Here is a 25,389-nt window from a genome sequence, read left to right as displayed (position 1 = left end):
TGTAAACTTTAGCCGTGCGCAGTGGTGTTTATCAAAACAGACTTTGTGCGCCATTAGGTTGTGTGCTATTATATATGCAAAATTCAATGCTACACATATTGGGGAGGAATTCGTATGAAGATCAATTTCACTAAAATGCAGGGCTGCGGCAATGATTACGTTTATATAGACGGAGGTCAGGTGCAGGTTCCTTCTGAGAAAAAGGCCGACCTGGCAAGGTTCGTATCAAACAGAAACTTTGGCATAGGATCGGACGGGCTGATCTTCATCAACCCCGTGGATGACCCGGACATCGATTTTGAGATGGAGATGTACAATGCAGACGGATCCCGCTCAGAGATGTGCGGAAACGGCATAAGATGCGTTGCCAAGTATGTCTTTGACCACAATCTTACAGACAGGACCCAGCTTACCATAGTCAGTGCTTGCAAGAAAAAATACATCGACCTGACTCTTGGTGAGGATGGCCTTGTAAAAAGCGTGAAAGTTGATATGGGTGCACCGGTTCTTGCTGCCCCCGAAGTTCCCGTAAGTCTTCCCAATTCCATTCCTTTTGATGAAGCTGAAAGCGATCCTGCAGGAATTCCTGCAAATTCAGTCATAAATGAGCCCATCACCGTTCTCGACAGAAAATGGCACATGACCTGCGTGTCCATGGGCAATCCCCATGCCGTAGTTTTCCTGCCGGAAGACATGGACCTGGCTTCATTTGATATCGAAGCTTACGGCCCTCATTTTGAAAATCATGAGTACTTCCCCAACAGGACCAACACCGAATTCGTTAAGATCGATGACAGGAACAACGTCCATATGAGAGTCTGGGAGCGCGGCACCGGCGAAACTCTGGCCTGCGGCACAGGCTGCTGCGCCACAGCTGTAGCCTGCATCTTAAACGGCCTTACCGACAACGAGATCACCGTCCACGTTCTTGGGGGTGACATCAAATGCAGCTGGGACGGAACCGCTAGTTCCCCCGTGATCATGGAAGGCCCTGCAGTTACTGTATTTGAAGGAGTACTGGAATGGGACTGAGACGCTATTCTCTAATCAATAATAAAAGAAAGCTCAAGACAGCTGTGATCCTTGCTGCACTTACAGCATTTCTGTCAGGCTGCGGTGCAGATTCAGCCCAAACCACCACGGAGGCGAATATGAACAACTCACTTACAGGCGTTAAAGTTAACGCAAGTGTTCGCAAGACAGGCCAGTATCCCGAGAATTTCGTACTGACCTTCAGCAATGATATAGAGGGAAAAGAGCTGTCGGCTTCGCAGTTTTCCATGAAGGGGAAGGCCGGCATGTGGGGAAGCAATGATACGAGAGACTTCTCCTGTGATTTTGAAAGCGCTGAAATTAAAGGAAATACCCTTACTTTAACGCCTCATGAATTTCCCGAGAAATTCTTCTATGTGAAGAATTATGAAGTCACCTGCAGCGATAACCCTGAATTTGGCTTCACCGAAAAAGATGTCACCGATGTGGCAACACCTATAGCAGATGATTTTGAAACTGTCTCCTATAAAGGCGATGCCTCTTTTGACTACAGACTGTATCGTCCCTCAGAGGAAAGCAAAATGCCCATCGTCATTGTTTTCCACGGATTCGGGGACACCAGCAATCTTCTGACTTATCGCACCGCAGTTGAATGGGCCGAGCCGGAAAACCAGGCCGTGCGCCCCTGCTACGTTCTCGCTCCCGTGATCGGGGATTCATCTTACTTCCAGGTTTCTTCAAGGGGTAAGGTTTTGGATTCGGTAAAAGATATAGTGGATACCATGATAAGTGAAGGCAAAGTAGACAGTTCAAGGGTTTACGTCATGGGAAACTCCTTCGGAGGTCTCTCCACCCTTGAAATTTGCGAAAAGTATCCGGATTTTTTTGCTGCGGCCATGGCACTTTGCCCGGCAACCACATATGCCCAGACCGCTGCCGCCAATCTTCCGAAAATGGCTGAGGTTCCCATCTGGTTTGCCCATGCCGAACATGATAACACGATTCCCGTCACCGCCAGCAGGGAAGCCGTAGACCTCTTAAACAGCTCCGGTGCAAAAGAGGTTAAATACACCGAGTACACCGATGATCAGATGAATGCGGCCGGTGCCGATGGTTCTCCCGATTCCACCTACAGCTACCATCACGTGGAGCTGGCAGTAATGGAGGATGAAGCATACATGGAGTGGCTTTTCAGTCACAGCAAGTAACTCTCAATATTTTTATTTTCCACACTCACGAGCGATCACATAAATCCTCTCGCTGTCATCAGTAGGGGGCTCGTGGGTGTCTGCATCTACGGCCTCAATAAATTCAAGGCCCGCCTTTTTAACAAACTCTTTCATCTCAGACAGCTCATACCCTCTCTGGTAGTGAGTTTCCACAGATCTTCTGAAGATCTCATCCTCATCATCACACCTTGCGAAGATGGTCAGATCGTATTCATTGATGTGGTCTTCGTCGTTGTAATAATTATCCCAGATAAAGCTGCAGTCCTCGCGGTTCTCAGCTATTGTGGCATCACCGATGATGTCGCGGTACTTGTGGACCGTATTGAAATCAAATATAAAAAGACCCTTCGGATAGAGGAAGTTGTTCACAAGACGGAAGGTCTCAAGCACGTCCTCATCCTCAGTAAGATAATTGATGCTGTCGCATACGCTTACAATGGTCCCTGCGGTGCAGTAAAGATCGAGCTCTCTCATATCCTGCTGAAGGAACATGATATCCCGCCCGGCCTCGGCAGCCTTGCGCCTTGCTATATCAAGCATCTCAAAAGAAAGATCCGTTCCGATTATATCGTAGCCTCTCTTTGCCATCTCCAGGGTAAAACTTCCGGTGCCGCAGCCAAGCTCCACCACAAGATTCCTCTCCTGTTCAAGAGCTTCCTCGGAGTCCTCGGGAATTTCCGCATCCTGCCTTGCAGCGTCTTCGGCATCTGCCTTGTTTCCCTGCGCTATCGCGGGCTTGGATACCCCGTATTTTTCAATTATCCCTGCAACAAAATCACCCCATACGGCGTATGGGGTTTCATCCATGAATGTATCATATACAGCTGCAAAATCAGTATACTGTTCCATTCTCTATTCCTTTTCTTAATGTTTGCATCAGCCGGTGATTCCGAACCATGCTCCGAATCCCAGAGCGCATACAATGCTGACAATAACTGCTGCCAGAGCAATTCCGCAGATTACGGCAGTAACTGTCTTCTTGAAATCCATATCCAGGATGCTGGCTGCCAGTGTACCTGTCCATGCACCTGTTCCGGGAAGAGGGATTCCTACAAACAGCATCAGTGCAACAAACAATCCCTGTCCTGCCTTGGCCTGGAGCTTCTGTCCGCCCTTCTCGCCCTTCTCAAGACAGAAGGTAAAGAACTTGCCGATAACAGGCTTATCCTTGCCCCACTCAAGAACTTTTCTTGCGAAGAAGTAGATCAGCGGCACAGGGATCATATTTCCGATGGCGATAAGGATATATCCCAAAAGAAGATTAAATCCTGTTCCCGTGTGGTTGAAGGCGTAGGCAAAGGGAATTGCTCCCCTGAGCTCAATAAGCGGTACCATTGACACGATGAAAACTGTGATGTACTGGCCAATAAGCGACTCTTTAAAAAATGTAAGCATAAAACCCAAACTCCTAAACTAAAAAATTATACAAGATACAATCCTCTGTTCCGGCACAACCTGCGCCAATCACCGATCGCATCCATACCTTATCTGATCCCGGGCATTGCGGACAGCACCTCGATCATCCTGTCCATCTGCTCATCTGTTCCGATGGAAATTCGAAGATACTCGCTGATCCTGGGTGCATCCCATCGTCGCACTATTATACCATTTTCCCTCAGATAAGCAAAAATTTCTTTTCCCGGCACAGTCTTGTGCCTTGCGAACACAAAGTTGCTGCAGGAATCCCAGAATTCAAAGCCAAGGTCACGAAGCTGTCCCTTAACTCTCTCCCGGGTGGTGATGATTCTTTTGCATACATCCTTAAAGTACTCATCATCAGACAGTGACGCGGCGCCAAGCTCTATGGAAGGCCTGTTCATGGTGTATGAGTTAAAAGAGTACTTGGCATCCTGAAGGTACTTGATAAGCTTTTTGCTTCCGAAGGCATAGCCAATGCGCATTCCCGCCATAGCCCTGGACTTGGAAGTTGTCTGAACCACCAGAAGATTGTCATATTTATCAATAAGATCAAGGCAGCTTTCACCGCCGAAATCTATATAAGCCTCATCAATGATAACCACAACGTCCTGATTGTGCCTGATCACGTCCTCGATCATATCAAGGCTCTGAAGGATTCCTGTTGGAGCGTTGGGATTTGGGAAGATCACGCCGCCGTTCTCTTCGTAATAATCCTCTTTAACAATCTCAAAGTTATCATTCAGCGGAACCTGCTTGTAGGGGATTCCAAAGAGCTCCGCCCACACATCGTAGAACGAATAGGTAATATCCGGGAAAAGAACCGGCTTTTTTGAATTAAAGAATGTAAGAAAAGCCATGGCAAGGACATCGTCGGAGCCAACGCCAACGAAGATCTGATCCTCTGGAACCTTGTAATAGTCCGAGAAAGCCTTCACCAGCTTCGAGGCCGTAGGATCCGGATAGAGCCTGAAGTCGTCATAGTCAATGGCGGCAAGGCACTCCTTTACCGCAGGGGCCGGTGGATAGGGGCACTCGTTGGTGTTAAGTTTGATGATGTTTTTGATCTTGGGCTGCTCCCCGGGTGTATAGGGGACAACCTTTCTTACGTTATCTTCCCAGCTCATACTTTTCTCCTTCATCAAAGAAGATCCAGAAGTCCCTGGATTCCGTATTTGTTGTAGATATTCTTATAGTATGCCACTTCGTTCTTGATAATGGAATCAATCTGTCTCATTCCAAGAAGCTCAACCGGTGCCTTGTCATCCGTCATCACATGGCCGGTGGACTCGTAGGGCATGCAACCTGCGTTTACGCTTTCCATCATACCTCTTAAGGTGTCGTTTGTCTCCATCTGTGTATTATCGGAAAGTCTGTTCAGGAATTCGGAATTGTTTGTGGCAAAAAGCTCTCTGTTGGTGGTTCCCGGCACCTTTACGGTTACAACGTTGTCAAATACAGAACTGATGGTGTCTGCAAGATATGTATTGATGGTAGCTGCCTCTTTTCCCGAAGCATCATCTGTGCCCTCGCCCTGATTATACATGTTCATGTTTACCACCATGATTCCCTCAGGAGCAAGGTGGTCTCTGACCATGGTAAAAAACTCTGATGAAGACATCTGGAAGGGAATGGTTATATCCTGATAGGCATCAACCATGATGACATCGTAGGTTCCGTCAATTGCTGCAAGATAAGCTCTTCCGTCATAGGTTGCAACCTTTGTGTCAGCGGGAAGCTCGAAGTATTCATGAGCAAGGTCTGTGATCTTGTCGTCGATCTCAACCCCCTCCACCTCAATGTTGTCAAAGTAGTGGCTAAGCTGGGTTGCGTAGGTTCCGGAACCCATGCCGAGAATAAGTACGTTCAATTTTTCGCCGGCCTGCTCCTTCTCCTTGATTCCTGCCATGTAGGGAGCTGCCATAGCGTAGTCATAATACATGCCTGTAAGGGCGCCGTTCTTTACAAGAATGGACTGGACGCCGAAGAGCACGTTTGTGGACAGGTAGACTCTGTTGTCATCTTCTTTTACCTGAAGATAGTTATACACAGACTCGCCTTCATATGAGAGGTCTTTTTCCCAGAATGCAAAAGAGGTGCTGTGGCCGAAGATCATGCAAAGGATGAAGATAAACGCTCCGGCGATGACCTTTTTGGCGCCTCCCATGGGCGGGCTGACAAAATATACAATGGATAGGATAAGAAGAATTCCCGCAAAGATCAGGAATGTTACGGAAGTGCCCACCGCAGGAATTGAAATGAAGGTGGGAACGAAGGTTCCGATGATGCTTCCCACTGTGTTGAAAGCACCGAGAGTTCCGATGATGCGGCCGTTGTCCTCAAGGGAATCCGTGGTGTACTTGGCAAGGCTGGGGGTTACTGTTCCCAGAAGGAAAAGAGGGAATACGAAAACCACCATACATGCCGCAAAAGCCGCAATTATAAGGAAGTTGCTGTTGACTGCAAAAATCAGTACCGCTGAGATTCCGATGATGATGTATTTGCCAAGGACCGGTATTGCTGCGATCCAGAGGGCTGCGATGAGGATCCTGCCATAGAGCTTGCCCGGATCCGGGTCCTTGTCGGCTTTTCTTCCGCCGTAGATGTTGCCCAGAGCCATAGCAATCATGATGGTTCCGATGATGATGGTCCACACGATCTGGGATGAACTGAAGTAAGGAGCCAGGAGCCTGCTGGCTCCCAGCTCTACTGCCATTACCGACATACCTGCGAAGAACTCAGTCAGGTACAAAAACCATTTATTTTCCAATATCTTCTTGCGTTCCAAAATAACTATCCCCGACTTTCTTATATTGTGCCGTTTCCTTGTTTACACAGGGGTTTTAGAGATTCCCAGTGCAACAAAACAACTTGTACACAATCATATATCTTTTTGGGGAATTTCTCAAGGATGAACCGGGGGATTTTTTCGAGGATGAACTGCCGGATTTTCTTGATGATGAACTGCCGGATTTTCTTCGGAAAAGGGGGCTTACAGGTGGTTGTAATACTACTGGTCTCTATATGCAAGATTGGTATTACTTTTTAGCTGTTTCACGCTCTTTTCAAGCCTTTTCAGGTCCAAAAATAATACCAAGGGCTTGAAATAAAGCTCCTTGGTATTACTTTTGTAATACTATAAGGCCGGTTTTCGGCGTGTTGGTATTATTCTAGGTAATTTGACCGGGGGTACCGGGGTTACAGGATCAATTTTCTTTAAAAGATTATTAAAGGCTCCGCCATCGCGGCTCATCAGTTTCCACCGGTGGTCTGGCTGCCGGAAGTCTGGCCACCTTCAGTTGTTTGGCTTCCGGAAGTCTGGCCTTTAAAGCTGCCCCTTCCGCCGTGGCCGCCGCCAAAGCCGCCCTGAGGCATCTGACCACCCTCAGGCATCTGGCCACCCTCAGGCATCTGGCCACCCTCAGGCATCTGGCCACCCTCAGGCATCTGGCTGCCGTCAGGAGCCTGGCCATTCATGCCGCCGCGGCCACCGCCAAATCCGCCGCCTCCCATCATCATAGAGTTGGAAATCTCGGTCACTTCCTCACCGTTAACTGTCACTGTTCCGCCGTTAAGCTCTGCTCCCTTGTCAAAGTCGAATGCAAACTGCGCGGTGATGTCCACAGTTCCGCCATTGATATAGATATATCCGTTGGCATCAAGAGCATCCGTGTCACCGGATCCCATATTGATAGTTATATTGCCGCCGTTGATCTCGATCACTACGTCATAGGCTGTGCTCTTCTGGGTTGCATTTATTCCGTCATCGGAAGCCTCGATACTTATTGTTCCATCATTTATCTGCACATAGGTTGCTTCAAGGCCCTCGCCTGCCTTGATGTCAAAGGTTCCGCCGTCTATCATAAGGACTGTTGTTGCCTGGATTCCGTCGCTGTCTGATTCAATATTAAAAGTGCTGCCTGAGATGTAGATATATCCGAGAGTATTGTCATCTTCATTCTCCGCATGAATAGCATCCTTTGCGGTATCGATGTTAAAAGTTCCGTCGCTGATCCTTACAGAGTCGTTGGCCTCGATGGCATCTGATTCTGAAGTGATGTTGTAGGTTCCGCCTGTGATTTTCAGATCATCCTTACAGGAAATACCGTTGTCGGAAGAAGTGACATTAAGTGTTCCGACACCATTCAGAACCAGATCCTCTTTGGAATAGATGACCGCATCGGTGTTGGTCTCGCCGTCAGCTGTGAAGGTGCCCGTCACCTTAAGAGTATTCTCACTGTCTGTGGTCGTGACAAATACCTTGTCTGCACTCTTTACATAGATAGCAGGTGCATCCTCATTGGTAATTGATACTCCGTCCAGAACGATCTGGACTTTGTCTGTATCTGCTGCCTCGACAATGATTGAGCTGTCAGTGGCGGTTCCGCTTATGACATATACCCCCTCAGCGGTTATGCTGATGTTCTCACCGCTTGTAAGGGTAAGGCTCTTCGCATCAGTAAGATCTGCTTCCTGCTCAAGATCCCTGTCGCTGAAAAGATCCGAGGTATCAATCAGGGTTGATGAGGAAGCGGTAGCTGATGAAGATGAAAGATTCTTCTCGCTTTCGCTTGAAACGTTCTCCTTCGCCTCCTCGCTGCCGGTGCCTTCGCCTGTTTTCCCGGCCACATCGCCTCCTGCCTGTTCAGCTTCGTCTTCACTTGTCTGCTCTGTCTGCGAGCTCATAAGGCCGTCCACCGCATCAGTAAATTCACTTGCCGAGCATCCTGTAAGTAACAATGCAGCTATCAACATCGCTGCAGATTTTTTTATAAGATTCTTTTTCATCATGGTTGTGTCCCTCACTTTCTGATGCCATTATGGAACACCAACCTAAATCCAACTTAAAAGGAATCTAAAAAAAATAGAGCCGGCCAAAAATCCTGCCGACTCATCCTGCTATCACTATAAGCACTGCATTCCCGTACTCATCTCGTTATCACTGTTAGCTCAACATCGCCGTACTCCGCAGTAAGGCTAAAATCCTTCGCAAGTCCCTCTGTCACATAGACCTTTCTGTCCTTGGTAACAAACACCGCTTCAAAGTCATTGGACTCACGCCAGACTTCTGTAGCCTCATCCAGCCCCTTTACAAAAAGAGCCGTGGACATCCCGTCACATACAAGGCCATCCCTGCCTACCACGGTCACCGACTCAAGGCCGCTGTCAGCAGGCTTTCCGGTCTCCGGGTCCAGGATGTGCCAGTACTTTACGCCATTCTCCTCAAAGTATCTCTCATAGCCGCCGGAGGTTATTATGGCAACGTCATCTGCCTCAACAACTCCGAGCATTCCCGTGGTGCTGTCCTCAAAGGGGCTCTTCACCGCCACCTTCCACTTGTCGCCGTTTGGCTTTGTACCTATACACTGCACATTTCCGCCAAGATTTAACAGCGCGCTTGTAACTCCCATCTTCCTTAGCTCATCCGCCACATAGGTCCCGGTGTAGCCCTTGGCCACGCTTCCAAGATCCATCATGGCGCCCTCAGGGATTGTGACCTTTGCGCCGCCGGCCCCTACAGCATCTCCGTCGCCGGCCCCTACGTCATCTCCACCGACATCTTCCCCGGCAACTCCGCCGCCGGCCCCTTCCTTCTCCACAACGATCTTTCTGTAATCCACATTCGCAAGGAGCTTTTCAATCTCATCATCAGAAGGAACCCTGTATTCTCCCGTGGTAAATCCCCAGGCGCGAAGCACCGGATAGATCGAAATATCAAGCGCTCCCTCAGTCCTGTCGCAGACATCCAAAGCCCTTTCAATTATCTCCGAAACCTGCCCGGAAACCATCCCGGTTCCATTCTTATTAAGCTTCGCGATTTCGCTGCCCTCGTCTGTTACCGACAGCTCTTTTTCCAGAGCACGGATCATCTGCTCCGCCTGCAGAGTATAGTCCGAAGGGCCTGCTATCTCCAGCTCCATCACAGTGTCCATGGCGAACAATGTCGATGTATAAATACGAGAAGAAGGGCCCCCGCACCCTGCAAGCCCGAAGGCCAGCACCAGCGCAAAAAGCCCTGTGATCACTATGTTTCTTTTGGCGAGTATCCGTTTCTTCATAGTATCTACCATTATAGACCATTACGGCAGAATTACAATTTAGATCCTCGCGCACAACGTGGCCCCTTCATTCATGTCATGGTAGATGTAGATGCCGTCGGATGATACGTCATACATGCCCACGATGTCCTTAACTTCCGGGTCATCAAGCATATTGTCAAAAGAGCTAAGAATCCCCGTATCGTAACGAAGAGTCTTTTCGTTCTCAAAGATGGCGTTGTAGAGGATTCCCGATTCCACAAGGTCCTGGAAGAAATGGCTTCCATAGGAGAGCTCCGGGTTATAGCCCACCTTTGAATCCGCCACCTCGCAAACCGCGTCAAACTCACTTATATCCGAAAACGCCGTGGGAACCCCAAGTTCCGGGGAAGAGGTTCCTATCCTGCCCGGGACCATAAGAAGCATGTGCTTTCCTTTGCCACGCATCTGCCAGTTTATCCTGCCTATGGCGCCGGCCACCTTATTCTTGTCCTGATAGGGCATGCTGTAGTATTTTACCGGATCAACATATACGATGATATCCAGTTTTATAGCCCGTGATAATCCCATCGCGGAGCCCCTGCAATCGAAGAGAATCTCATCATGCTCGATATCGTCCGGAATCCTGACCTCCTCATTGTCCTGATATATCTGAAGGGGTCTGCACTGAAGGATGTTGATAACGTAATTGCCGCTCTCATCAAAATTGATGGTAAACTCTATATCCACGGGATGTTTGTACTCGTCCTGTATTGTGCTCATGATGTCCTTCATCTGGTTCATGAGCTCATCCTTTTTGACTATTCCAAGGCATGAGATGAACTGAATATCCCTGTCCTCGCCTCTGTCCCTGAACATCCTCTCGGTATCGGTGTCATGTTCCAATAGAAGGCGCTTTAAGTAAAAAGGCATCTCTTTTTCCACTTCTTCCAGCGACACCCTCTCAAGCTTTCTTGTGGAGCGGTTCATAAGCTCAAGTTTCCTCTGGGAGTACTGATGCCTCTCAATGGAATCTCTTGCGTTGGTGGCTGTGGGCTTATCAAGGCTCACAAGCCTGGGGTAGGATCCTTCGGTCCTGTCAACGGCCGAGGTTCCAAGGCCCATAACAAGCCGCAGCATACCGGCGGACTGATCGATGGATTCCATGAATTTATAGGGGCTGAAGGAATAACCAACTCCCGCAGCGCAGGGCATGTAGAACTCCCCGTAGTAGGACCCCGAAACCCTCTGTACCAGAAGGGCCATCTGCTCATCTCTGTCCTGAAGGCCGCGTCTTGAGCGATAATCCAGTGCCGAACGGCTCATGGTGCTGGCATATACCGTGCGGATCGCATTCTCAAGTTCTTCGACTCGCTGCTTCATCTCTCCCGAGTTGGAGCAGAACACCGACTCATACTTTCCCGCAAAAGCATTACCAAAGCCGTCCTCAAGAATTGAACTTGACCTAACGATAATGGGATCCTGGCCGTAATACTCAAGAAGTTTAACCAGCTGCTCCTCCATGCTTCTTGAAAATCTTCCCTGCAAAAGAAGCTCCGAAAACTGCTCAGCCACAGAGAAAAACTCCTCCCTGGTGCGCTGTCTGATCCGAAGATCCCAGAAATTGTTATCAACGATATAGGTATAGAAAACGTCCGAACCTATGTAAAAAGAATCATGGGGCTCAAGATATTCGTATATATCGGGGCGTCTTTTTTCAATTATCTTTCTGGCAAGGAGCATGCCGCAGGCCTTTCCGCCTATCATTCCGGTTCCTATCATTCTGTCCTTTACGGCAAAATAATCCTCCGGAGTAAACAGCTCTTTTACCATCTGACGCAGGCGCTCATCACGGGTCATCATTATATCGCACATGGTGGCACAATTTGCGCTGACGTCGCTCCCTGCCTGCCTCATCATCCTGGTAAGATCAAAGAACCGATCCCAGCTGTCCATGTTCTCGCTGTCGGAGGAGATGCCGCTTTTGCCAAGCACCTGATAGAACCGGCTTGCCATGACGCCATCCAGGATAGGCTTGAAATCCCCGGTATTGGGATCATAGAGCTGCGGAAGGAACATTGTCTCGGAGTATCTGTTCCAGACCTTATCCGGCCTTACATAGACATGCTTATCGTCGGAATAAACATCAAGAAACAGCTGTGTTGTGTCCCTTATTTTCGCGATGGCAAGGAAGGAATGCTTGCCTCTTATAAGAGGGAAAAAAGCCACCGTATCCAATATAAACAGATAAGGGCAGGTCACTCTGAAGAAATTCCCCATCATAAGGTCCGTGGCCCAGGCAGTCTGCAGCTCGGAAAGGCAGTCAAAAACATAGAAGGCATCCCGTCCTTCTTTTCTGATGATCTCATGAATCTGCACCGTGAAATTCTCAAACCTGTGGTTGAGTTCCACCTTGACTATCTTAAGCCCCTCCTGCTCTTCAAGAAGCGGCTCGTGGGTAGCAAATCTTATGTAGATGAGATTTCTTTTGTCCGCTATTGCCTGCTTGACATAGGGCTTTACAAAGAGCTTGAACTGCTCAAGGTTGTCCACCCTCCAGACCACATTATCCCCGAGACGGATGTTGTCAAAGACCTGATCCATCTGCGGTATTCCCGAACACACTCTGTCAAAAGCTGCCATAATCATCTCCCCTTTATTTCACGTCCAAACCATCCAATCGGGCAGGCTGATCGCCTGCCGGTCTTGTATCGCTTGACGGTCCTGTATCGCCTGCCGGTCCCGTGCAACAAAAAAGAGCAAAGAACGCCTAATATTCAAGCGCCTTTGCTCGTACTGTTATTATAACACTCTCCGCAGAATATGAACAAAAAACTTGCGAAGCCAACATTATTCCTGATTAGCCGGCTCTTTTCCCTGATATGCCGGATCAGCTCATCTTCTTGTACATGTGGTTGCCAAGCATCTGAATCAGCTGAACGAAGATGATCAGAATAATGGAGCAGACAATAAGGTAGTCCGTCTTGTACTGCTGATAGCCGTAACGGATGGCAATATCACCTACACCGCCGCCACCTACGGTTCCTGCCATTGCAGAGTATCCTACCAGCGAGATAACCAGAAGCACTATGCCGTTGAGCATCCTGGGAATGGACTCCTTAACGTAGACTCTCATAAGGATCTGGAAATTGGATGCGCCAAAGGACCTTGCCGCCTCAATGACACCGGGATTGGTCTCACGAAGACTGGTCTCAAACACCCTGGCAATATAGGGGATCGCAGACACGGTAAGAGGCACGATGGATGCCGTTGTTCCGATGGATTTTCCAACAACCATACGGGTAAATGGAATCAGGATAACCAGAAGGATAATGAAAGGGAAGCTCCTGAATACATTTACGATAAAGCTTAAGATCTCGTATACAATCTTGTTGGGCTTAAGGCCGTCAGGCGCTGTCAGCGTCAGAATGATAGCGGGGATAAAACCTATTATCACCGAAAAGAAGGTTGACCAGAACACCATATACAGGGTCTGGGTAAAAGCCTTCCATATAATTGCATGCATGCCGGTATTGGATAAAATTCCAGACATTTTAAAAACCTCCAGTAAAACTAATGTTCAAACTCTTGCAGTCACTGCAGATCCGCTTCGGGATAGCAGATCATCTCGGGATAACTTCCCAGGTAACATCCTTGGAATCAAGGAATGCACAGGCCCTCTCCAGGTCCTTCTCATCCATGTTAAGAACAAGGCTTCCGTATACGTCCTCCCTGAAGTCCTCGAGCTTGGCCCAGCAGATGTTGAAATCCGTGTGCAGCTCCTGTGACATCTGGGTAACGATGGGCCTCTGATTGCCCTCTCCAAAGAAAAAGAGCTTGAGATTGACGCCGGTGGACGGCAGCTTGTCGCTCTCCTCCCTGAGGAAGTCTCTGATTTCCCTCTCCTTGGGCCATACGAACAGCTGCTCAGGCTTGCCTACTGCAAGAACCTTGCCCTGGCTAAGGAAAGCCACTCTCTGGCAGATCTGCTTAACAACCTCCATCTGGTGAGTAACCACCACGATGGTGATGCCCATTTCCTTATTGATCTTCTGTAAAAGAGCCAGAATACCCTTTGTAATCTCCGGATCCAGGGCACTTGTCGCCTCATCGCAAAGAAGGATCTCGGGATTCAGCACCAGTGCTCTTGCTATGGCAACTCTCTGCTTCTGTCCACCTGAGAGCTCCCTTGGCTTTGCATGGACCTTTTCTTCCAGTCCAACGAGACTTATGAGTTTCAAAATCTTCTCTTTTGCCTCAGGGGTATTAGTGGGGATTCCCCAGAACTTCATGGGAAGCGCCACGTTCTGATATACATCAAGTCTCTCCAGAAGGTTGAATCCCTGGAAGATCATTCCCATCTTCTTCTGAATACGGCGAAGATTCTTCTTATCATCGATGTGAACAGGATTCTTGTTAACTGTGATCAGTCCGCCATCATAGGATTCAAGGCCGTTAATGCACCTAAGCAGGGTTGACTTACCTGCGCCCGACTGTCCGATGATACCAAAGATTTCGCCGTCCTCAATATCAATGGAGATATCCTTAAGTACCTCTGTTTTTCCAAATGTCTTTTTAACACTGTCAATTCTAATCATACAAATTCCACCGCTTACTATTGCTGTTAACATAAAATATGGCACGCCGCAACCGCAGCGTGCCATAACATTATACATTATTCATTACTGTGGGTCTACAAAAGATGTGATAACTGCTCCCTTGTAGGTTGCATCGATATAGTCCTGAACCTTCTGTGACTGAAGAGCCTTGATAAGAGCCTGTGTCTTCTCAGAGTTCTCATTGCCCTCTTTTACAACAAGGAAGTTTGTTCTCTTGATGGTGGTCTCCTCATCGAACTCCTCGATGTCAAGTGCAGGATACTGAGCGGGAAGGTCTGCCTCAAGAGCATAGTTTCCGTTGATGGTAGCTGCATCAAGATCGGGAAGTGAAAGAGGAAGGTTAGCTGCCTCAAGAGGTGTGATCACGTAGCCGTGAGGGTTAGCCTCTTTGTCGTTGGTAAGTGAATCCTCTGTATAGTTGTCATCTGTACCAAAGCCGCCGTTGGAAACAAGAAGTCCCTTCTGAACAAGAAGGTCTACACCTCTTGCGCCGTTATCAGGATCGTTGGGGATACCGATTGATGCTCCGTCGGGAAGCTCCTCAAGTGATGTGTACTTCTGTGAGTAGATACCCATGGGCTCGATGTGGATACCTGCAACAGCTGTCAGGTGAAGACCTGCATCAGCGTTCTGCTGGTTCATGTAACCAAGAGTCTGGAAATAGTTAGCATCGATCTCGCCCTGCTCAAGAGATGTGTTGGGAAGTACATAATCTGAGAAAACAACGGTGTTAAGTGTCCAGCCGTCCTCTGCAAGTACTTCTTTTACAATGTTATCAAGGATCTCTGCGTGGGGAACAGGTGTAGCACCAACTGTGATGGTCTTGTCACCGTCATCTGAAGCAGGTGCCTGGGCTGCTGTATCTGTGCTCTCTGTAGCCTCAGTTGTCTCTGCAGTCTCTGTTGTTGTAGCTGCTGCGCTGTCGCCGCAGCCTGTCAGTACGCCAAGTGCGAGAGTTCCTGCAAGCACAAGGCTTGTGATGATATTCTTTTTCATATTCTCCTCCTTTTACCGCTTCCGGAAATCCTGCCCTCCGCAAAACGGTATGTTTTTTATATTTAACTAATTTACACTTGCTTTTGCACCTTTGCAAGCAATAATCATCTATCGAGGGCTATAAGAAGTTCTTATTGCTGCTCAGGCTTCCTTGTGGGCTTCAAGTTTCTCCACAAAAGCCTGACCCATCTCACTTAATTTAGCGCCCTTTCTCTTGATATATCCGAAGGTCAGGGTCTCTTCCTCTTTAAGCTTGATGACCTTGATTCCCGATGAAGTCTCCCCTGCTCCCAGCATTGCAGCGCCAACGGCGTATCCGTCCAGTCCCAGCATCAGTTCAATGGAGGTCGCCCTCTCATTGGTGCTGATGATCTTCTTGTAGTCATAGGTTGCAAGAGCCTCTTCTCTATAATAGAAGGAAGTGTTGTCTCCCTGGTCAAATACCATGCAAGGATAATCGCTAAGATCCTCCAATGACAGCTCCTCCCTGTCAGCCAGAGGATGGTCGTGGCTTAAATACACGTAGGTATCACGGGAAAAGAGCTCGTGAAATTCCAGGGATGCATCAGCAAAAATCTTCTTGAAGGTGTTCTTGTTAAAATCCGACAGAGCGATGACACCAATCTCACTCTTCATGGTCTTAACATCCTCAATAACCTCACTTGTCTGGGTCTCTCGGATAAAGTACTGGTACTCCTCCACATCAAAGTCTCTTACTGTATCGATAAAGGCATCAACCGCAATGGTGTAATGCTGCATGGATACTGAGAATGTAGGGCGCTCGTTCCTGGCATTCAGGTACTTTTCCTCTACCTTCTCGAACTGCTCCACGGCATTTCTTGCATATGCAATAAAAGAGGCTCCTGCTGCCGTTGTCACAACACCGTTGTGAACCCTCTCAAAGATCTGGATGCCAAGCTCATTCTCCAGGTCTCTGACGGCACTTGAAAGGCCGGGCTGTGACACATAGAGTCTGTCAGCCGCCTTTCTCATGGAGCACTCTTCATCAATAGCTATAACGTATTTAAGTTGTAAGATGGTCATAGTTATTCCCCCGAACGTGTATGATTTATACAAAAATCATTTTGCATAAATATAACACAATATTCAAGGATTAACTATTCTCTTTTTCTGCAATGGCGAATACTCTGTTAAATTCACTGATAAGATCACCGATTCCCTCTATTCCGACAGACAGCCTCAAAGTCCTGGCATTTATTCCGTTGCGCTCAAGCACGTCCGCCGGAACATCAGCGTGGGTCTGGGTTATGGGATAGGTGATAAGAGTCTCTGTTCCCCCAAGGCTTTCCGCAAAATAGATCAGCTCCACATGATTGAGGATAGACCTGGCAAAACCCTCGCTGTCCACCTCAAAGGTCAGCATCGCACCAAAGCCTCTTGCCTGCTTCTTCATGATCTCGTACCCGGGATGTTCCTCAAGTCCGGGATAGATAACCTTTGTGACGTGCTTTTGGCGTTTTAAATACCTTGCCAGCTTAAGGGCATTCTCCTGAGCTCTCTCAAGACGCACAGCCAGAGTTCTTATTCCTCTTAAGATCAGGAAGCTGTCAAAAGGACTCAGCACCGCACCGGTGGTCTTATAGATAAAGCGAAGCTTCTCATCAAGAGCCTGATCCTTTACCACCAGGAATCCTCCCACGGTGTCGTGGTGGCCGCCAAGGAACTTGGTTCCCGAGTGTACCACGATGTCCGCTCCAAGATCCAGGGGATTCTGGAAATAGGGAGAAAGAAAAGTATTGTCCACCACCAGCAGTATCCCGTGATCTCTTGCAATCTTTGAAAGTTCACTGATATCCGTAACGTTCATCATGGGATTTGTCGGAGTCTCAAGATAGATCATCCTGGTATTCTCCTGAATGAGCGGCCTTACATCGTCTTTGCTTAAGTTGGCCGCTGTATATGTAAGTCCGTTCTTCCTGCTGATCTCGTTAAAGAGTCTTACGCTTCCGCCGTAGAGATCGCTGTCAATAATGAAGTGATCCCCGATCTGAAAAAGTTCCATCAGCGTCGCAATAGCTGCCATTCCGCTGGAAAAAGCTATTGCATCCTTGCCGTTCTCAAGATATCCCACGATTGACTCAAGCTGCTGCCTTGTGGGATTCTGAACTCTCGTATAGTCATAGCCGGTACTCTCCCCAAGTCCCGGGTGGGCAAAGGTCGCAGTCTGATAGATAGGGAAGCTCACCGCTCCGTACCTGTCCATCAGCTTTCTGTCCAACTGCTGACACTTTGTATCAATACTGCAGTTCATCTGAGTACATCTGTTGCAACCACTACAATCCATTTTTTCATCTCCCTGCTTCTTTTAATTGTTCCATAGCCTGCTCTAAGATCTTCCTCGGGCAGGCGATATTTATTCTCTCAAAAAGAGCTGACTCTTTTCCGAAGATTACTCCGGGATCAAGCCACAATTTTGCTTTATTTTCAATGAGTTCCTTAAGTTCCCTGCGATCATCCGTAACTTCCGAAAAATCAAGCCAGATAAGGTAAGTCCCCTCGGGCTCGATAAGCTTTACCTTGGGAAGGTTTTCCTTTAGGAACTGTCTCACATAATCAAGATTCCCCTTAAGATAGACAAGAAGTTCATCAAGCCACTGCTCCCCTTTGTCATACACCGACTTCGTTGCCAGAAGTCCCATGGCATTTGGCTGGCTGTAGCCTGAGCGCTCGTTCTCATCTCTGAAGGCCTTCCTTACATCCTCATTTGGAATGATGATGTTGGCCACCTGAAGTCCGGCAATATTGAAGGTCTTACTGGCAGAAGTGCCAAGCACCAGTCTTTCATGATACTTCTTATCAAGAGAGTAAAAAGATATATGCTCATGCCCGGGGTAAACGAAGTCGGAGTGTATCTCATCCGCAAAAATATACACGCCATGCCTGTCGCAGATATCAGCCACTTTCTCCAGCTCTTTTCCCGTCCAGACTCTTCCCACCGGATTATGAGGAGAACAGAGAAGATACAGCTTCACATCGTTTTCTACGATCTTCCTCTCGAAATCCTCAAAGTCCATCTCGTATCTGCCGTCTTTGCAGACCAGCGGGCTGTTTACAAGTTTTCTTTTGTTGGCGGTGATCATCTCGCTGAAGGGATAATACACCGGCTGCTGAATGAGGACAGCGTCCCCCTTCTTCGTAAGAGCCCTTATGGTCTGGGCTATCCCATAGACAACGCCGGGAACCACGATGATTTCCTCATTCCCAAACTCTATGCCGTGGCGCCTTCTGTACCAGTCCCTTACGGAAAAGAGATAGCTCTCATCCGGATCGGTATAACCGAAAACTCCATGCTGTGACCTTTTGACAATGTCTTCCACCACCTCATCGGGAAGCCTGAAATCCATATCCGCAACCCAGAGGGGAAGAAGATCGTCCCGTCCCTTGCGCTGCATGCCAAAGTCCCATTTGATAGAAGATGTGTTTTTCCTGTCGATGACCGAATCAAAATCGTACTGCCCCACGCCTATGACCTCCGCTTGAATATTTATTCATTATTCTACCCTAAATATGCTAATTGCTCCACAGCAAATGGGCCGTGGAGCAATTAATTGGATGTTATGAAAAAGGATTTACTTATGGCAAGTGCCTTATGGGCTAATTACTGCTCTGATGCAAAAAGAGGTGTTGACAGGTATCTGTCGCCTGAGTCGGGAAGAAGTGCAACGATTGTCTTTCCCTTGTTCTCTTCTCTTGATGCCAGAATTGATGCAGCTTTAAGGGCTGCTCCTGATGAGATACCTACCAGGATACCTTCTGATACGGCAAATCTCTTGCCCTCTGCAAAGGCATCTTCGTTCTCGATGGTGATGACCTCATCATAGATCTTGGTGTTGAGTGTATCAGGTACGAATCCTGCGCCGATTCCCTGGATCTTGTGAGGGCCCGCTGTTCCTGTTGAAAGAACAGGGCTGCTTGCGGGCTCAACTGCAACGATCTTGATATCGGGATTCTGTGACTTAAGGTACTCGCCTACACCTGTGATGGTTCCGCCTGTACCTACGCCTGCTACAAAGATATCAACCTTTCCGTCGGTCTGTTTCCAGATCTCGGGACCTGTGGTTGCTCTGTGTACTGCAGGGTTTGCAGGGTTTACAAACTGTCCAAGGATTACGGCTCCGTCAATCTCCTTCTCAAGTTCTTCGGCCTTGGCAATGGCGCCTTTCATTCCTTTGGCACCCTCGGTAAGTACAAGGTCGGCGCCATAGGCCTTAAGGAGATTTCTTCTCTCAACACTCATTGTATCAGGAAGGGTAAATATGGCTTTATATCCTTTAGCTGCGGCAACAGCTGCAAGACCGATTCCGGTATTTCCACTGGTGGGCTCTATGATTGTTGCGCCGGGTTTGATCTTTCCGCTCTTCTCGGCATCCTCGATCATTCCAAGGGCGATTCTGTCTTTAACTGATCCTGCAGGATTGAGGTACTCGAGCTTAGCCAGGATGGTTGCTCCTGTAACTCCTGCGTTTTTGCTGTAGCCGTTAAGCTTCAGTATAGGTGTTCCACCGATAAGTTCCAATGCGCTTTCTTTTATATCTGCCATGATATTTTTCCTCCGTATCAATTATTTTCTTTTGTTTTGATAAATGAATAATATCACGGTAAAAGTGCTTTGGAAATTAAGGAAAGCTTATCGGGAGAGTTAAGGTTTGCTTATGCCCCCTTAGCTGCTTTTTGAATATCAAGCTGCCTCTCCACATAGTGTCCCTCATGGAGATAATCATCAATGGCGGTTCCCACAATATTGTTCCAGTAGTTGTTGGCCAGGGTCAGAACTGCAGAGGTGATAAGAAGAACCAGTGTTTCCTCGTCATATCTCTTCTGAAGGGGCTCATATACGGAATCAGGAACATGATTGGGATCCTTTACAAGAGCTGCTGCAAAGTCAATGAGCTCAATCTCCTCATCGGTGAACTCAAAGTGATCAAAGTCTGTGATCCCCAGCTGATCCTCCAGTACCCACTTAAAATAATTACCGCAGATAGGGCACTCATTTCCGGAGGAGATAGCATATCCGAAAAGGATGTCAGCTCTTTTCCCAATCTTCTCTCTGAGCACCTTGCCTACAGCATAGGAGCCCTCTTCAAGTGAAGTAAAGGATACAACACTGTTAAGAAGTGTCTCCTTCATGTTTGTGATCCTGTAGCCCTGTGCCAGATGGTGATCGATGGCAGCCTGCTGCTCAGGTGTTGTGTTGTTTCTGTCGATTCTTGAAATAAGTTTCTTTCTTTCCATTTTTTCATTCTCCTCTCAAATTGTCTGTCCCATATGTCTTTTTGCATTTCTCTCTATTGCCAGAAATATCCGGGAAAAGAGTATGCTGAATACAATGTAGAAAAAACCAACCAGCACGTATGCTTCAACATATCTGTATCCGTACTCTGCCCGAAGCTTGGCTGCTGACATCATATCCACCACAGAGATGGTAAATACCACGGATGTCCCCTTTAAAAGAGCAAGTACAAAGTTAAAGTAGTTTGGAAGCGCAACGATTATCGCCTGGGGGATAATAATCCTTATGTAAGTCTGCCATCCGGTCATTCCCAGGGCTGTGGCGGCTTCCTTTTGTTTCATATCCACGCTGCTTAAGGCTCCTCTTACTATCTCCCCAAGGAAAGCCGCAGCGTAAAGTATAAGCGTAACTATTGCCACAGCATTGTTATTAAGATGTTTGATGCTTACTACCCTCATGCCATCGTGGAACATGTAGTTGATGGCTTTGGGTAGTCCGTAATAGACCAGGAAAAAAAGTACCACCAGCGGGATGCTTCTGAAAAATGAGTTATACACTGTGATGATCTGTGTGAGAACCGGAATCTTTCTGATCCTTGTCACTGCCAGCAAAAACCCAAGCATAAGTCCCACAGTAACGGGGATAAAGGTCAGGAGCATCGTCATTGGTATAGCCATGGCCACATATTTGATTGTGTCTAAAACAAATTCCCAACTGAAATTCATGCCGCCACTACCTTTCTTCCTCTTCCGAATCTTTTTTCCAGCTGACTGAAAATCACTGTAACCACACCTGCAAGTGCCCAATATATAAGAGCTGCTGCCAGATACATCTCAAAGGTCTTAACGTGTGCCTCGTTGGTATCGATCTGTCTGGCCTTCCCAAGAATGTCGTAGATTCCAAGGGTATAAACAAGAGCTGTGGCCTGGATTATGGACAGTACCGCACTGCTTAAGTTTGGAAGAATCACGAACAGTCCCTGGGGAACTATCACTTTAAGGAATCTCTGGATCTTTGTGTATCCGAGAGCCCATGCCGCTTCAATCTGCTCTTTTCTTATGGAATTGTAAGCGCTTCTGAACATCTCGCTTGAGGATATCCCCAGCTCCAGTGCCAGGGCTATCACTACAAAGGTCTGCTTGGACCATCCGTCAAGGCTTGCTCCCGTAAGACTCCCTACGATCTGGGGAAGTCCGAAATACACCACATACAGGAGTACTACCGTAGGTATTCCCCTCAGAATATCCGTAAGAAGCTTTAACACTTCCCGAAGCCATCTTGGCCCCGATACTTTACCAAAGGCGAAGATGAGCCCCAGCATCCATCCAAAGAACAGTGATATAAGCGTTATTGATATGGTAACCGGCAGTGCACCGATGATCTTCGGAAGATTATCCAGTATGAATTTAAGATCAAATGCATCTTTTATCATGTCTCTTTTCCCAATCAGTGTGCAATTGCAAATACGTCATAGCCAAAGGCTTCTTCGGAGAGCTTTGAAAGAGTTCCATTCTCCTTAAGAGTTGCCAATGCTTCATTTATTTTATCGCCGAGTTCTGCTTCTCCCTTATTTACAATGGGATAGGTGGGAACCACATCAATAGGATCTGTGATGTGCAGTCCTTCAACCGTCTCAGGTTTCTGAAGGTTGAATACAGGAATAAGGTCAACTGAGAAATCATATTCGCCGGACTGAATTGATGCAAAGAGATTAGCGTAACTGAACTCTGTGTTAAGCTCAAAGTCAAAGGCCTTGTCGGGATTTGCTTCATTCCAGTCGCCAAGTACGAATCTGATGCCGCCTGCAGCACTAGTGGGAGCTACTGAAAGTCCCTCATCGTAAGCCTGTGCAAGACTTGTTACGTTGGAATCTGTTCTCTGGATAATACCAACAGGTGTGTAGCCCATGTTGTTCTCAGGCATGTAATAGGTCTCGGTTCTTGCCTCTGTCTTGAACAGGGAGTTGATGCCTGCCTGGTAGGTTCCTGCCTGAACCCCGACATTCATGGTCTCTTTATCTGCAATCTCATAGGTGAATGTATAGTCCTCAAGGAGCTCATCCACTGCCTTGAACACTTCTACGTCATAGCCCTGGGCTACGCCGTCATCATCGGCATAGGTAATAGGGAAGAATCCGGGAGCTACAGCCACCTTGATCTGTCTGGGACCGGAAGCTGCATTGGCTGTCCCTGAGCTTCCGCATCCTGTAAGAGCCGAAACGGAAAGTGCTGCCACTGCCAATACTGCTGTTAATCTGCTTGCTGCTTTTTTGATGTTGTTCATTTTCATAATTTTCTCCTCCGTTAAATGTAGATCTGATAGTCCTGCGGAAAAAGAAATTGTATGAACTTCTTAGTCCGCTCTTCCTTCGGGTTACTGAAGATTTCCTTTGGCGTGCCCTGCTCAACTATGTGTCCCTCATCCATAAATACGATCCTGTTGCAAAGTTCTCTTGCAAACTCAATCTCATGAGTTACGATGAGCATCGTCATACCGTCTTTTGCGATGTTTCTGATGGTCTGCTGAACTTCCTTGGTAAGCTCCGGATCCAACGCCGATGTTGGCTCATCCAGAAGAAGTATTGACGGATCCATTGAAATGGCTCTTGCTATGGCGACTCTTTGCTGCTGTCCTCCGGACAACTGGCTCGGATAATGATCCTTCCAGTCCAGCATACCGACCTTTTTCAGTTCCTCTAAGGCCCTCTCCCGTGCCTCCTTTCTGCTTCTTTTCTTGACAATCACCTGAGCTTCCATAACATTCTCAAGTACTGTTTTATTATGAAAGAGGTTGTAGGATTGAAATACCATCCCACTTCTCAAACACAATCCGTGTATGTCCTTCTTTGAAGGGTTATCTGCATCAACCGTAAGGTCATCAATGGTAACTTTCCCTTTATCCGGGCGCTCCAGATAGTTTATGCATCTTAGGAGTGTGGTCTTTCCTGTTCCGCTGGGACCTATTATTGAAACAATCTCTCCGTTCTCGATTGTCAGGTCCACATTTTCCAGGACCTTGTTGTCGTTAAAGCTCTTACTTAATCCCTCGACTTTTATCATCCTTCTTACTCCTCATCTATGTTATCCAGGATCTCCAGGATACTTTTCAAAGATTTAAAACCGATGGTCTTTTTCTTTATCTGCCCGTTTCTGAAAAAGAAAAGTGTAGGTGCAGCCATGACTCCAAGTCTTCCTGCCAGTTCATTTTCTTTCTCAACGTTGGCTTTGTAGATCAAAACATCGCTTCGCTCCCGGCTTACTTTTTCAAGCTCTTCGGATAAAGCTATACAGGGGCCGCATCCATCGTTCCAGAAATCAAGTATTGTTATATGCGAACTGTTAATGATCTTCTCTTCGAATTCCTTCTCTGCAAGTTCCTGTGCCGGCATCTTTATTTCCTCCCTTGCGGCTCGTTTATGTTAGTTGCAATTATGCAAGCGGCAGTCTGATTTGTAAAAGACACTGATCTTATCGGTGGTTATAAGATATCTTTATATCCGGTATTAACTGATCACATTTTCCAGCTTTCTGTACACCACCTCTGCAAAGGCCCTGTGTCCCGCCTCATCCATGTGCTCATCGTCCACGCTGCTGGGCTTTACGTAGTCGGATGCTGCCAGGAATCTGGTGCCTCTTTTCCTTGCGATATCTCTGTAGACCTTCTTAAGTTCGCGGCTTGTCTCCACAGACCTTGCTCCAAACTCCGGGTCTTTTTCCGGCTTCCAGACATCGTCTCCAAGATGAATGGGCGAAACCAGAAGTATATTCTCAGGAGCCACATACTTTTCAAGAATGTCCAGGCACCGCTCTATGCCCTTGCCGATCACATAGGAGGAGGCATGGTAATAGGTCTTGCAGTCGTTGGTGCCAAGCATCAGTATCGCGCCGTCAATAGGATACTGGCTCTCAATAAGAGGCTCCAAAGAACCGCTTCCTTTTCTTCCGGGACGAAGCTCATCCTCAAAGACCGTGGTCCTGCCGCAAAGGCCCTCTTCCGCCACGCGGACATCCTCATATTTCTCTTGGAGAAGGCTGGTCCACCTTACTCCCCAGGGATATCTCTCCCGGGTCTTGGATCCGGGAACCAGGCCCCATGTATTCGAATCGCCGAATGCTAAGATCTGCTTCATATTGCTACCTCCGAAACTCACCGTGACGGTTCCATGACTTCGTTCCTTGGGTCCATTATCCATATACTTACCTGATTTGTATAAGACATGAACCTTATAGCTTGATATAAGTATTCCTTTTACCGGCCTTTTGGCGCATAAAAGAGCCCCGGGAGCGGAAGTCTTAGTACCAAAAAATGGTCCCAAAACTTTCGTCCCCGGGGCTCAAAACCCAAAGGTGCCAGTTCCTTATCTCTTTACATAGGTGAAGGTTGAGGCAACGCCTTTTCCTTCGTAGATGCCCTCAATGGCTTCAGGCAGGTCTTTCCTGGTGATAGCCATGTAGATGCCTTTTTTCTCAACGTTAAAGAATATCTTACCCTCGTAGGTGCCAACGGGGACGATTCTCGTTGGTGGTGCCGCTGGGTATGCTGCTGCGGACTTACAAGATTTCGATGATTTTGGCAAGGCGTTTCCGACGCATTTGTCTGTTATGGGGCTTTGCGTCGGTAGTATTTGTGAAATAACGTACAGAATTCAAGAAACGCAAACGCTATCCTGATAACCAGGTGTTCAAACATGCCATTTATCGATATAGCGTCAAGTTTTTGGGCTTTTTTACCGACTCAACCAGCTTATAGAATGCTTTGCGTCGGAGAGGACTCAATTCACATCAATTCACATTCCCCTCAGCTCACAATGCCCAATCACTTCCAATACAAGAAAAACCCCAATTCACGCTTGTAAAATAAAACCACTT

Annotated in this window: 25 protein-coding genes; 3 read left to right on the top strand and 22 right to left on the bottom strand. The window is 47.6% G+C overall.

Annotated elements, in window-relative coordinates:
• The first annotated feature begins 120 nt into the window (after positions 1–120).
• Both dapF and T456_RS0104070 read left to right on the top strand, forming a co-directional pair.
• Entirely contained in the window at positions 121–1,032 is a 912-nt protein-coding gene (gene dapF, locus T456_RS0104075) for a diaminopimelate epimerase (protein ID WP_024865037.1), read from the top strand.
• Positions 1,023–2,201: an alpha/beta fold hydrolase gene (locus T456_RS0104070; RefSeq protein WP_024865036.1), complete on the top strand. Its 1,179-nt coding sequence runs from the start codon at positions 1,023–1,025 to the stop codon at positions 2,199–2,201. Before dapF ends, T456_RS0104070 begins: the two co-directional genes overlap by 10 nt.
• A gap of 12 nt (positions 2,202–2,213) precedes the next feature.
• Here T456_RS0104070 and T456_RS0104065 read toward each other — a convergent pair whose 3' ends face one another.
• The 4 genes from T456_RS0104065 to T456_RS0104050 all read right to left on the bottom strand — a co-directional run bounded on the left by T456_RS0104065 (position 2,214) and on the right by T456_RS0104050 (position 6,426).
• On the bottom strand, positions 2,214–3,071 hold the full coding sequence (locus T456_RS0104065) for a class I SAM-dependent DNA methyltransferase (RefSeq protein WP_024865035.1): 858 nt from the start codon (positions 3,069–3,071) through the stop codon (positions 2,214–2,216).
• Positions 3,072–3,098: 27 nt separating this feature from the next.
• The gene (locus tag T456_RS0104060; RefSeq protein WP_024865034.1) at positions 3,099–3,617 is read right to left on the bottom strand and encodes a COG2426 family protein; all 519 of its coding nucleotides are present in this window, start codon (positions 3,615–3,617) and stop codon (positions 3,099–3,101) included.
• Between the two features lie 89 nt (positions 3,618–3,706).
• The gene (gene hisC / locus T456_RS0104055) at positions 3,707–4,765 is read right to left on the bottom strand and encodes a histidinol-phosphate transaminase (RefSeq protein ID WP_024865033.1); all 1,059 of its coding nucleotides are present in this window, start codon (positions 4,763–4,765) and stop codon (positions 3,707–3,709) included.
• 14 nt (positions 4,766–4,779) lie between these two features.
• Positions 4,780–6,426, bottom strand: coding sequence for a spermidine synthase (locus tag T456_RS0104050; protein WP_024865032.1), 1,647 nt, complete (start codon positions 6,424–6,426; stop codon positions 4,780–4,782).
• 68 nt (positions 6,427–6,494) lie between these two features.
• On the opposite strand from T456_RS0104050, the gene T456_RS0104045 reads away from it, so the two are divergent.
• Complete coding sequence (locus tag T456_RS0104045) at positions 6,495–6,743, top strand: hypothetical protein (protein ID WP_024865031.1); 249 nt, start codon at positions 6,495–6,497, stop codon at positions 6,741–6,743.
• Positions 6,744–6,890: 147 nt separating this feature from the next.
• Here T456_RS0104045 and T456_RS19130 read toward each other — a convergent pair whose 3' ends face one another.
• The 18 genes from T456_RS19130 to T456_RS22320 form a co-directional block, all read right to left on the bottom strand.
• Entirely contained in the window at positions 6,891–8,429 is a 1,539-nt protein-coding gene (locus tag T456_RS19130; protein WP_242835866.1) for a carbohydrate-binding domain-containing protein, read from the bottom strand.
• A 137-nt stretch (positions 8,430–8,566) separates the two neighbouring features.
• A complete protein-coding gene (locus T456_RS0104035; RefSeq protein WP_242835865.1) occupies positions 8,567–9,697 on the bottom strand; it encodes an FAD:protein FMN transferase in 1,131 nt (376 codons plus the stop codon).
• Positions 9,698–9,736: 39 nt separating this feature from the next.
• Complete coding sequence (locus tag T456_RS0104030; RefSeq protein WP_024865028.1) at positions 9,737–12,298, bottom strand: PEP/pyruvate-binding domain-containing protein; 2,562 nt, start codon at positions 12,296–12,298, stop codon at positions 9,737–9,739.
• Between the two features lie 247 nt (positions 12,299–12,545).
• Positions 12,546–13,208: a methionine ABC transporter permease gene (locus T456_RS0104025; protein ID WP_330369683.1), complete on the bottom strand. Its 663-nt coding sequence runs from the start codon at positions 13,206–13,208 to the stop codon at positions 12,546–12,548.
• A 70-nt stretch (positions 13,209–13,278) separates the two neighbouring features.
• Positions 13,279–14,253, bottom strand: a complete 975-nt coding sequence (locus tag T456_RS0104020) for a methionine ABC transporter ATP-binding protein (RefSeq protein ID WP_024865026.1) — start codon at positions 14,251–14,253, stop codon at positions 13,279–13,281.
• A gap of 84 nt (positions 14,254–14,337) precedes the next feature.
• On the bottom strand, positions 14,338–15,270 hold the full coding sequence (locus tag T456_RS0104015; RefSeq protein ID WP_024865025.1) for a MetQ/NlpA family ABC transporter substrate-binding protein: 933 nt from the start codon (positions 15,268–15,270) through the stop codon (positions 14,338–14,340).
• A gap of 141 nt (positions 15,271–15,411) precedes the next feature.
• Positions 15,412–16,314, bottom strand: coding sequence for a LysR family transcriptional regulator (locus tag T456_RS0104010; protein ID WP_024865024.1), 903 nt, complete (start codon positions 16,312–16,314; stop codon positions 15,412–15,414).
• A 70-nt stretch (positions 16,315–16,384) separates the two neighbouring features.
• On the bottom strand, positions 16,385–17,575 hold the full coding sequence (locus T456_RS0104005) for a PLP-dependent aspartate aminotransferase family protein (protein WP_330369682.1): 1,191 nt from the start codon (positions 17,573–17,575) through the stop codon (positions 16,385–16,387).
• Between the two features lie 4 nt (positions 17,576–17,579).
• Positions 17,580–18,752 carry a MalY/PatB family protein gene (locus tag T456_RS0104000; protein WP_024865022.1) on the bottom strand — a complete coding sequence of 391 codons (1,173 nt, stop codon included), beginning with the start codon at positions 18,750–18,752 and terminating at the stop codon, positions 17,580–17,582.
• Positions 18,753–18,889: 137 nt separating this feature from the next.
• Positions 18,890–19,831, bottom strand: a complete 942-nt coding sequence (cysK, locus tag T456_RS0103995; protein WP_024865021.1) for a cysteine synthase A — start codon at positions 19,829–19,831, stop codon at positions 18,890–18,892.
• Between the two features lie 110 nt (positions 19,832–19,941).
• Complete coding sequence (locus tag T456_RS0103990; RefSeq protein WP_024865020.1) at positions 19,942–20,523, bottom strand: carboxymuconolactone decarboxylase family protein; 582 nt, start codon at positions 20,521–20,523, stop codon at positions 19,942–19,944.
• Positions 20,524–20,538: 15 nt separating this feature from the next.
• Positions 20,539–21,246 (bottom strand): amino acid ABC transporter permease, encoded by a 708-nt coding sequence (locus T456_RS0103985; protein ID WP_024865019.1) that lies wholly within the window; start codon positions 21,244–21,246, stop codon positions 20,539–20,541.
• A complete protein-coding gene (locus tag T456_RS0103980; protein WP_024865018.1) occupies positions 21,243–21,953 on the bottom strand; it encodes an amino acid ABC transporter permease in 711 nt (236 codons plus the stop codon). The genes T456_RS0103985 and T456_RS0103980 overlap by 4 nt, the downstream gene beginning before the upstream one ends.
• Before the next feature lie 14 nt (positions 21,954–21,967).
• A complete protein-coding gene (locus T456_RS0103975; RefSeq protein WP_024865017.1) occupies positions 21,968–22,810 on the bottom strand; it encodes a transporter substrate-binding domain-containing protein in 843 nt (280 codons plus the stop codon).
• Between the two features lie 14 nt (positions 22,811–22,824).
• Positions 22,825–23,580, bottom strand: a complete 756-nt coding sequence (locus T456_RS0103970) for an amino acid ABC transporter ATP-binding protein (RefSeq protein WP_024865016.1) — start codon at positions 23,578–23,580, stop codon at positions 22,825–22,827.
• Positions 23,581–23,585: 5 nt separating this feature from the next.
• Positions 23,586–23,909 carry a thioredoxin family protein gene (locus tag T456_RS0103965; RefSeq protein ID WP_024865015.1) on the bottom strand — a complete coding sequence of 108 codons (324 nt, stop codon included), beginning with the start codon at positions 23,907–23,909 and terminating at the stop codon, positions 23,586–23,588.
• 114 nt (positions 23,910–24,023) lie between these two features.
• Positions 24,024–24,650: a GDSL-type esterase/lipase family protein gene (locus T456_RS0103960; RefSeq protein WP_024865014.1), complete on the bottom strand. Its 627-nt coding sequence runs from the start codon at positions 24,648–24,650 to the stop codon at positions 24,024–24,026.
• A gap of 228 nt (positions 24,651–24,878) precedes the next feature.
• Entirely contained in the window at positions 24,879–25,097 is a 219-nt protein-coding gene (locus tag T456_RS22320; RefSeq protein ID WP_155838017.1) for a hypothetical protein, read from the bottom strand.
• Positions 25,098–25,389: the final 292 nt, after the last annotated feature.

This window comes from Butyrivibrio sp. FCS014, from assembly GCF_000526935.1.
Lineage (GTDB): Bacteria > Bacillota > Clostridia > Lachnospirales > Lachnospiraceae > Butyrivibrio.
This window is presented reverse-complemented; position numbering and strand designations above follow the sequence as displayed.

Excerpts from the sequence above, each read along its gene's own strand:
- T456_RS0104025 (WP_330369683.1), bottom strand. The coding sequence starts at position 13,208 with ATGTCTGGAATTTTATCCAATACCGGCATGCATGCAATTATATGGAAG.
- T456_RS0103990 (WP_024865020.1), bottom strand. The coding sequence starts at position 20,523 with ATGGAAAGAAAGAAACTTATTTCAAGAATCGACAGAAACAACACAACA.
- T456_RS0103975 (WP_024865017.1), bottom strand. The coding sequence starts at position 22,810 with ATGAAAATGAACAACATCAAAAAAGCAGCAAGCAGATTAACAGCAGTA.
- T456_RS0104065 (WP_024865035.1), bottom strand. The coding sequence starts at position 3,071 with ATGGAACAGTATACTGATTTTGCAGCTGTATATGATACATTCATGGAT.
- T456_RS0104010 (WP_024865024.1), bottom strand. The coding sequence starts at position 16,314 with ATGACCATCTTACAACTTAAATACGTTATAGCTATTGATGAAGAGTGC.
- T456_RS0103980 (WP_024865018.1), bottom strand. The coding sequence starts at position 21,953 with ATGATAAAAGATGCATTTGATCTTAAATTCATACTGGATAATCTTCCG.
- T456_RS0103960 (WP_024865014.1), bottom strand. The coding sequence starts at position 24,650 with ATGAAGCAGATCTTAGCATTCGGCGATTCGAATACATGGGGCCTGGTT.
- cysK (WP_024865021.1), bottom strand. The coding sequence starts at position 19,831 with ATGGCAGATATAAAAGAAAGCGCATTGGAACTTATCGGTGGAACACCT.
- T456_RS0103970 (WP_024865016.1), bottom strand. The coding sequence starts at position 23,580 with ATGATAAAAGTCGAGGGATTAAGTAAGAGCTTTAACGACAACAAGGTC.
- T456_RS0104020 (WP_024865026.1), bottom strand. The coding sequence starts at position 14,253 with ATGATTAGAATTGACAGTGTTAAAAAGACATTTGGAAAAACAGAGGTA.
- T456_RS0104015 (WP_024865025.1), bottom strand. The coding sequence starts at position 15,270 with ATGAAAAAGAATATCATCACAAGCCTTGTGCTTGCAGGAACTCTCGCA.
- T456_RS0103965 (WP_024865015.1), bottom strand. The coding sequence starts at position 23,909 with ATGCCGGCACAGGAACTTGCAGAGAAGGAATTCGAAGAGAAGATCATT.
- T456_RS0104060 (WP_024865034.1), bottom strand. The coding sequence starts at position 3,617 with ATGCTTACATTTTTTAAAGAGTCGCTTATTGGCCAGTACATCACAGTT.
- T456_RS19130 (WP_242835866.1), bottom strand. The coding sequence starts at position 8,429 with ATGATGAAAAAGAATCTTATAAAAAAATCTGCAGCGATGTTGATAGCT.
- T456_RS0104070 (WP_024865036.1), top strand. The coding sequence starts at position 1,023 with ATGGGACTGAGACGCTATTCTCTAATCAATAATAAAAGAAAGCTCAAG.
- T456_RS0103985 (WP_024865019.1), bottom strand. The coding sequence starts at position 21,246 with ATGAATTTCAGTTGGGAATTTGTTTTAGACACAATCAAATATGTGGCC.
- T456_RS0104005 (WP_330369682.1), bottom strand. The coding sequence starts at position 17,575 with ATGGATTGTAGTGGTTGCAACAGATGTACTCAGATGAACTGCAGTATT.
- T456_RS0104035 (WP_242835865.1), bottom strand. The coding sequence starts at position 9,697 with ATGAAGAAACGGATACTCGCCAAAAGAAACATAGTGATCACAGGGCTT.
- T456_RS0104030 (WP_024865028.1), bottom strand. The coding sequence starts at position 12,298 with ATGGCAGCTTTTGACAGAGTGTGTTCGGGAATACCGCAGATGGATCAG.
- hisC (WP_024865033.1), bottom strand. The coding sequence starts at position 4,765 with ATGAGCTGGGAAGATAACGTAAGAAAGGTTGTCCCCTATACACCCGGG.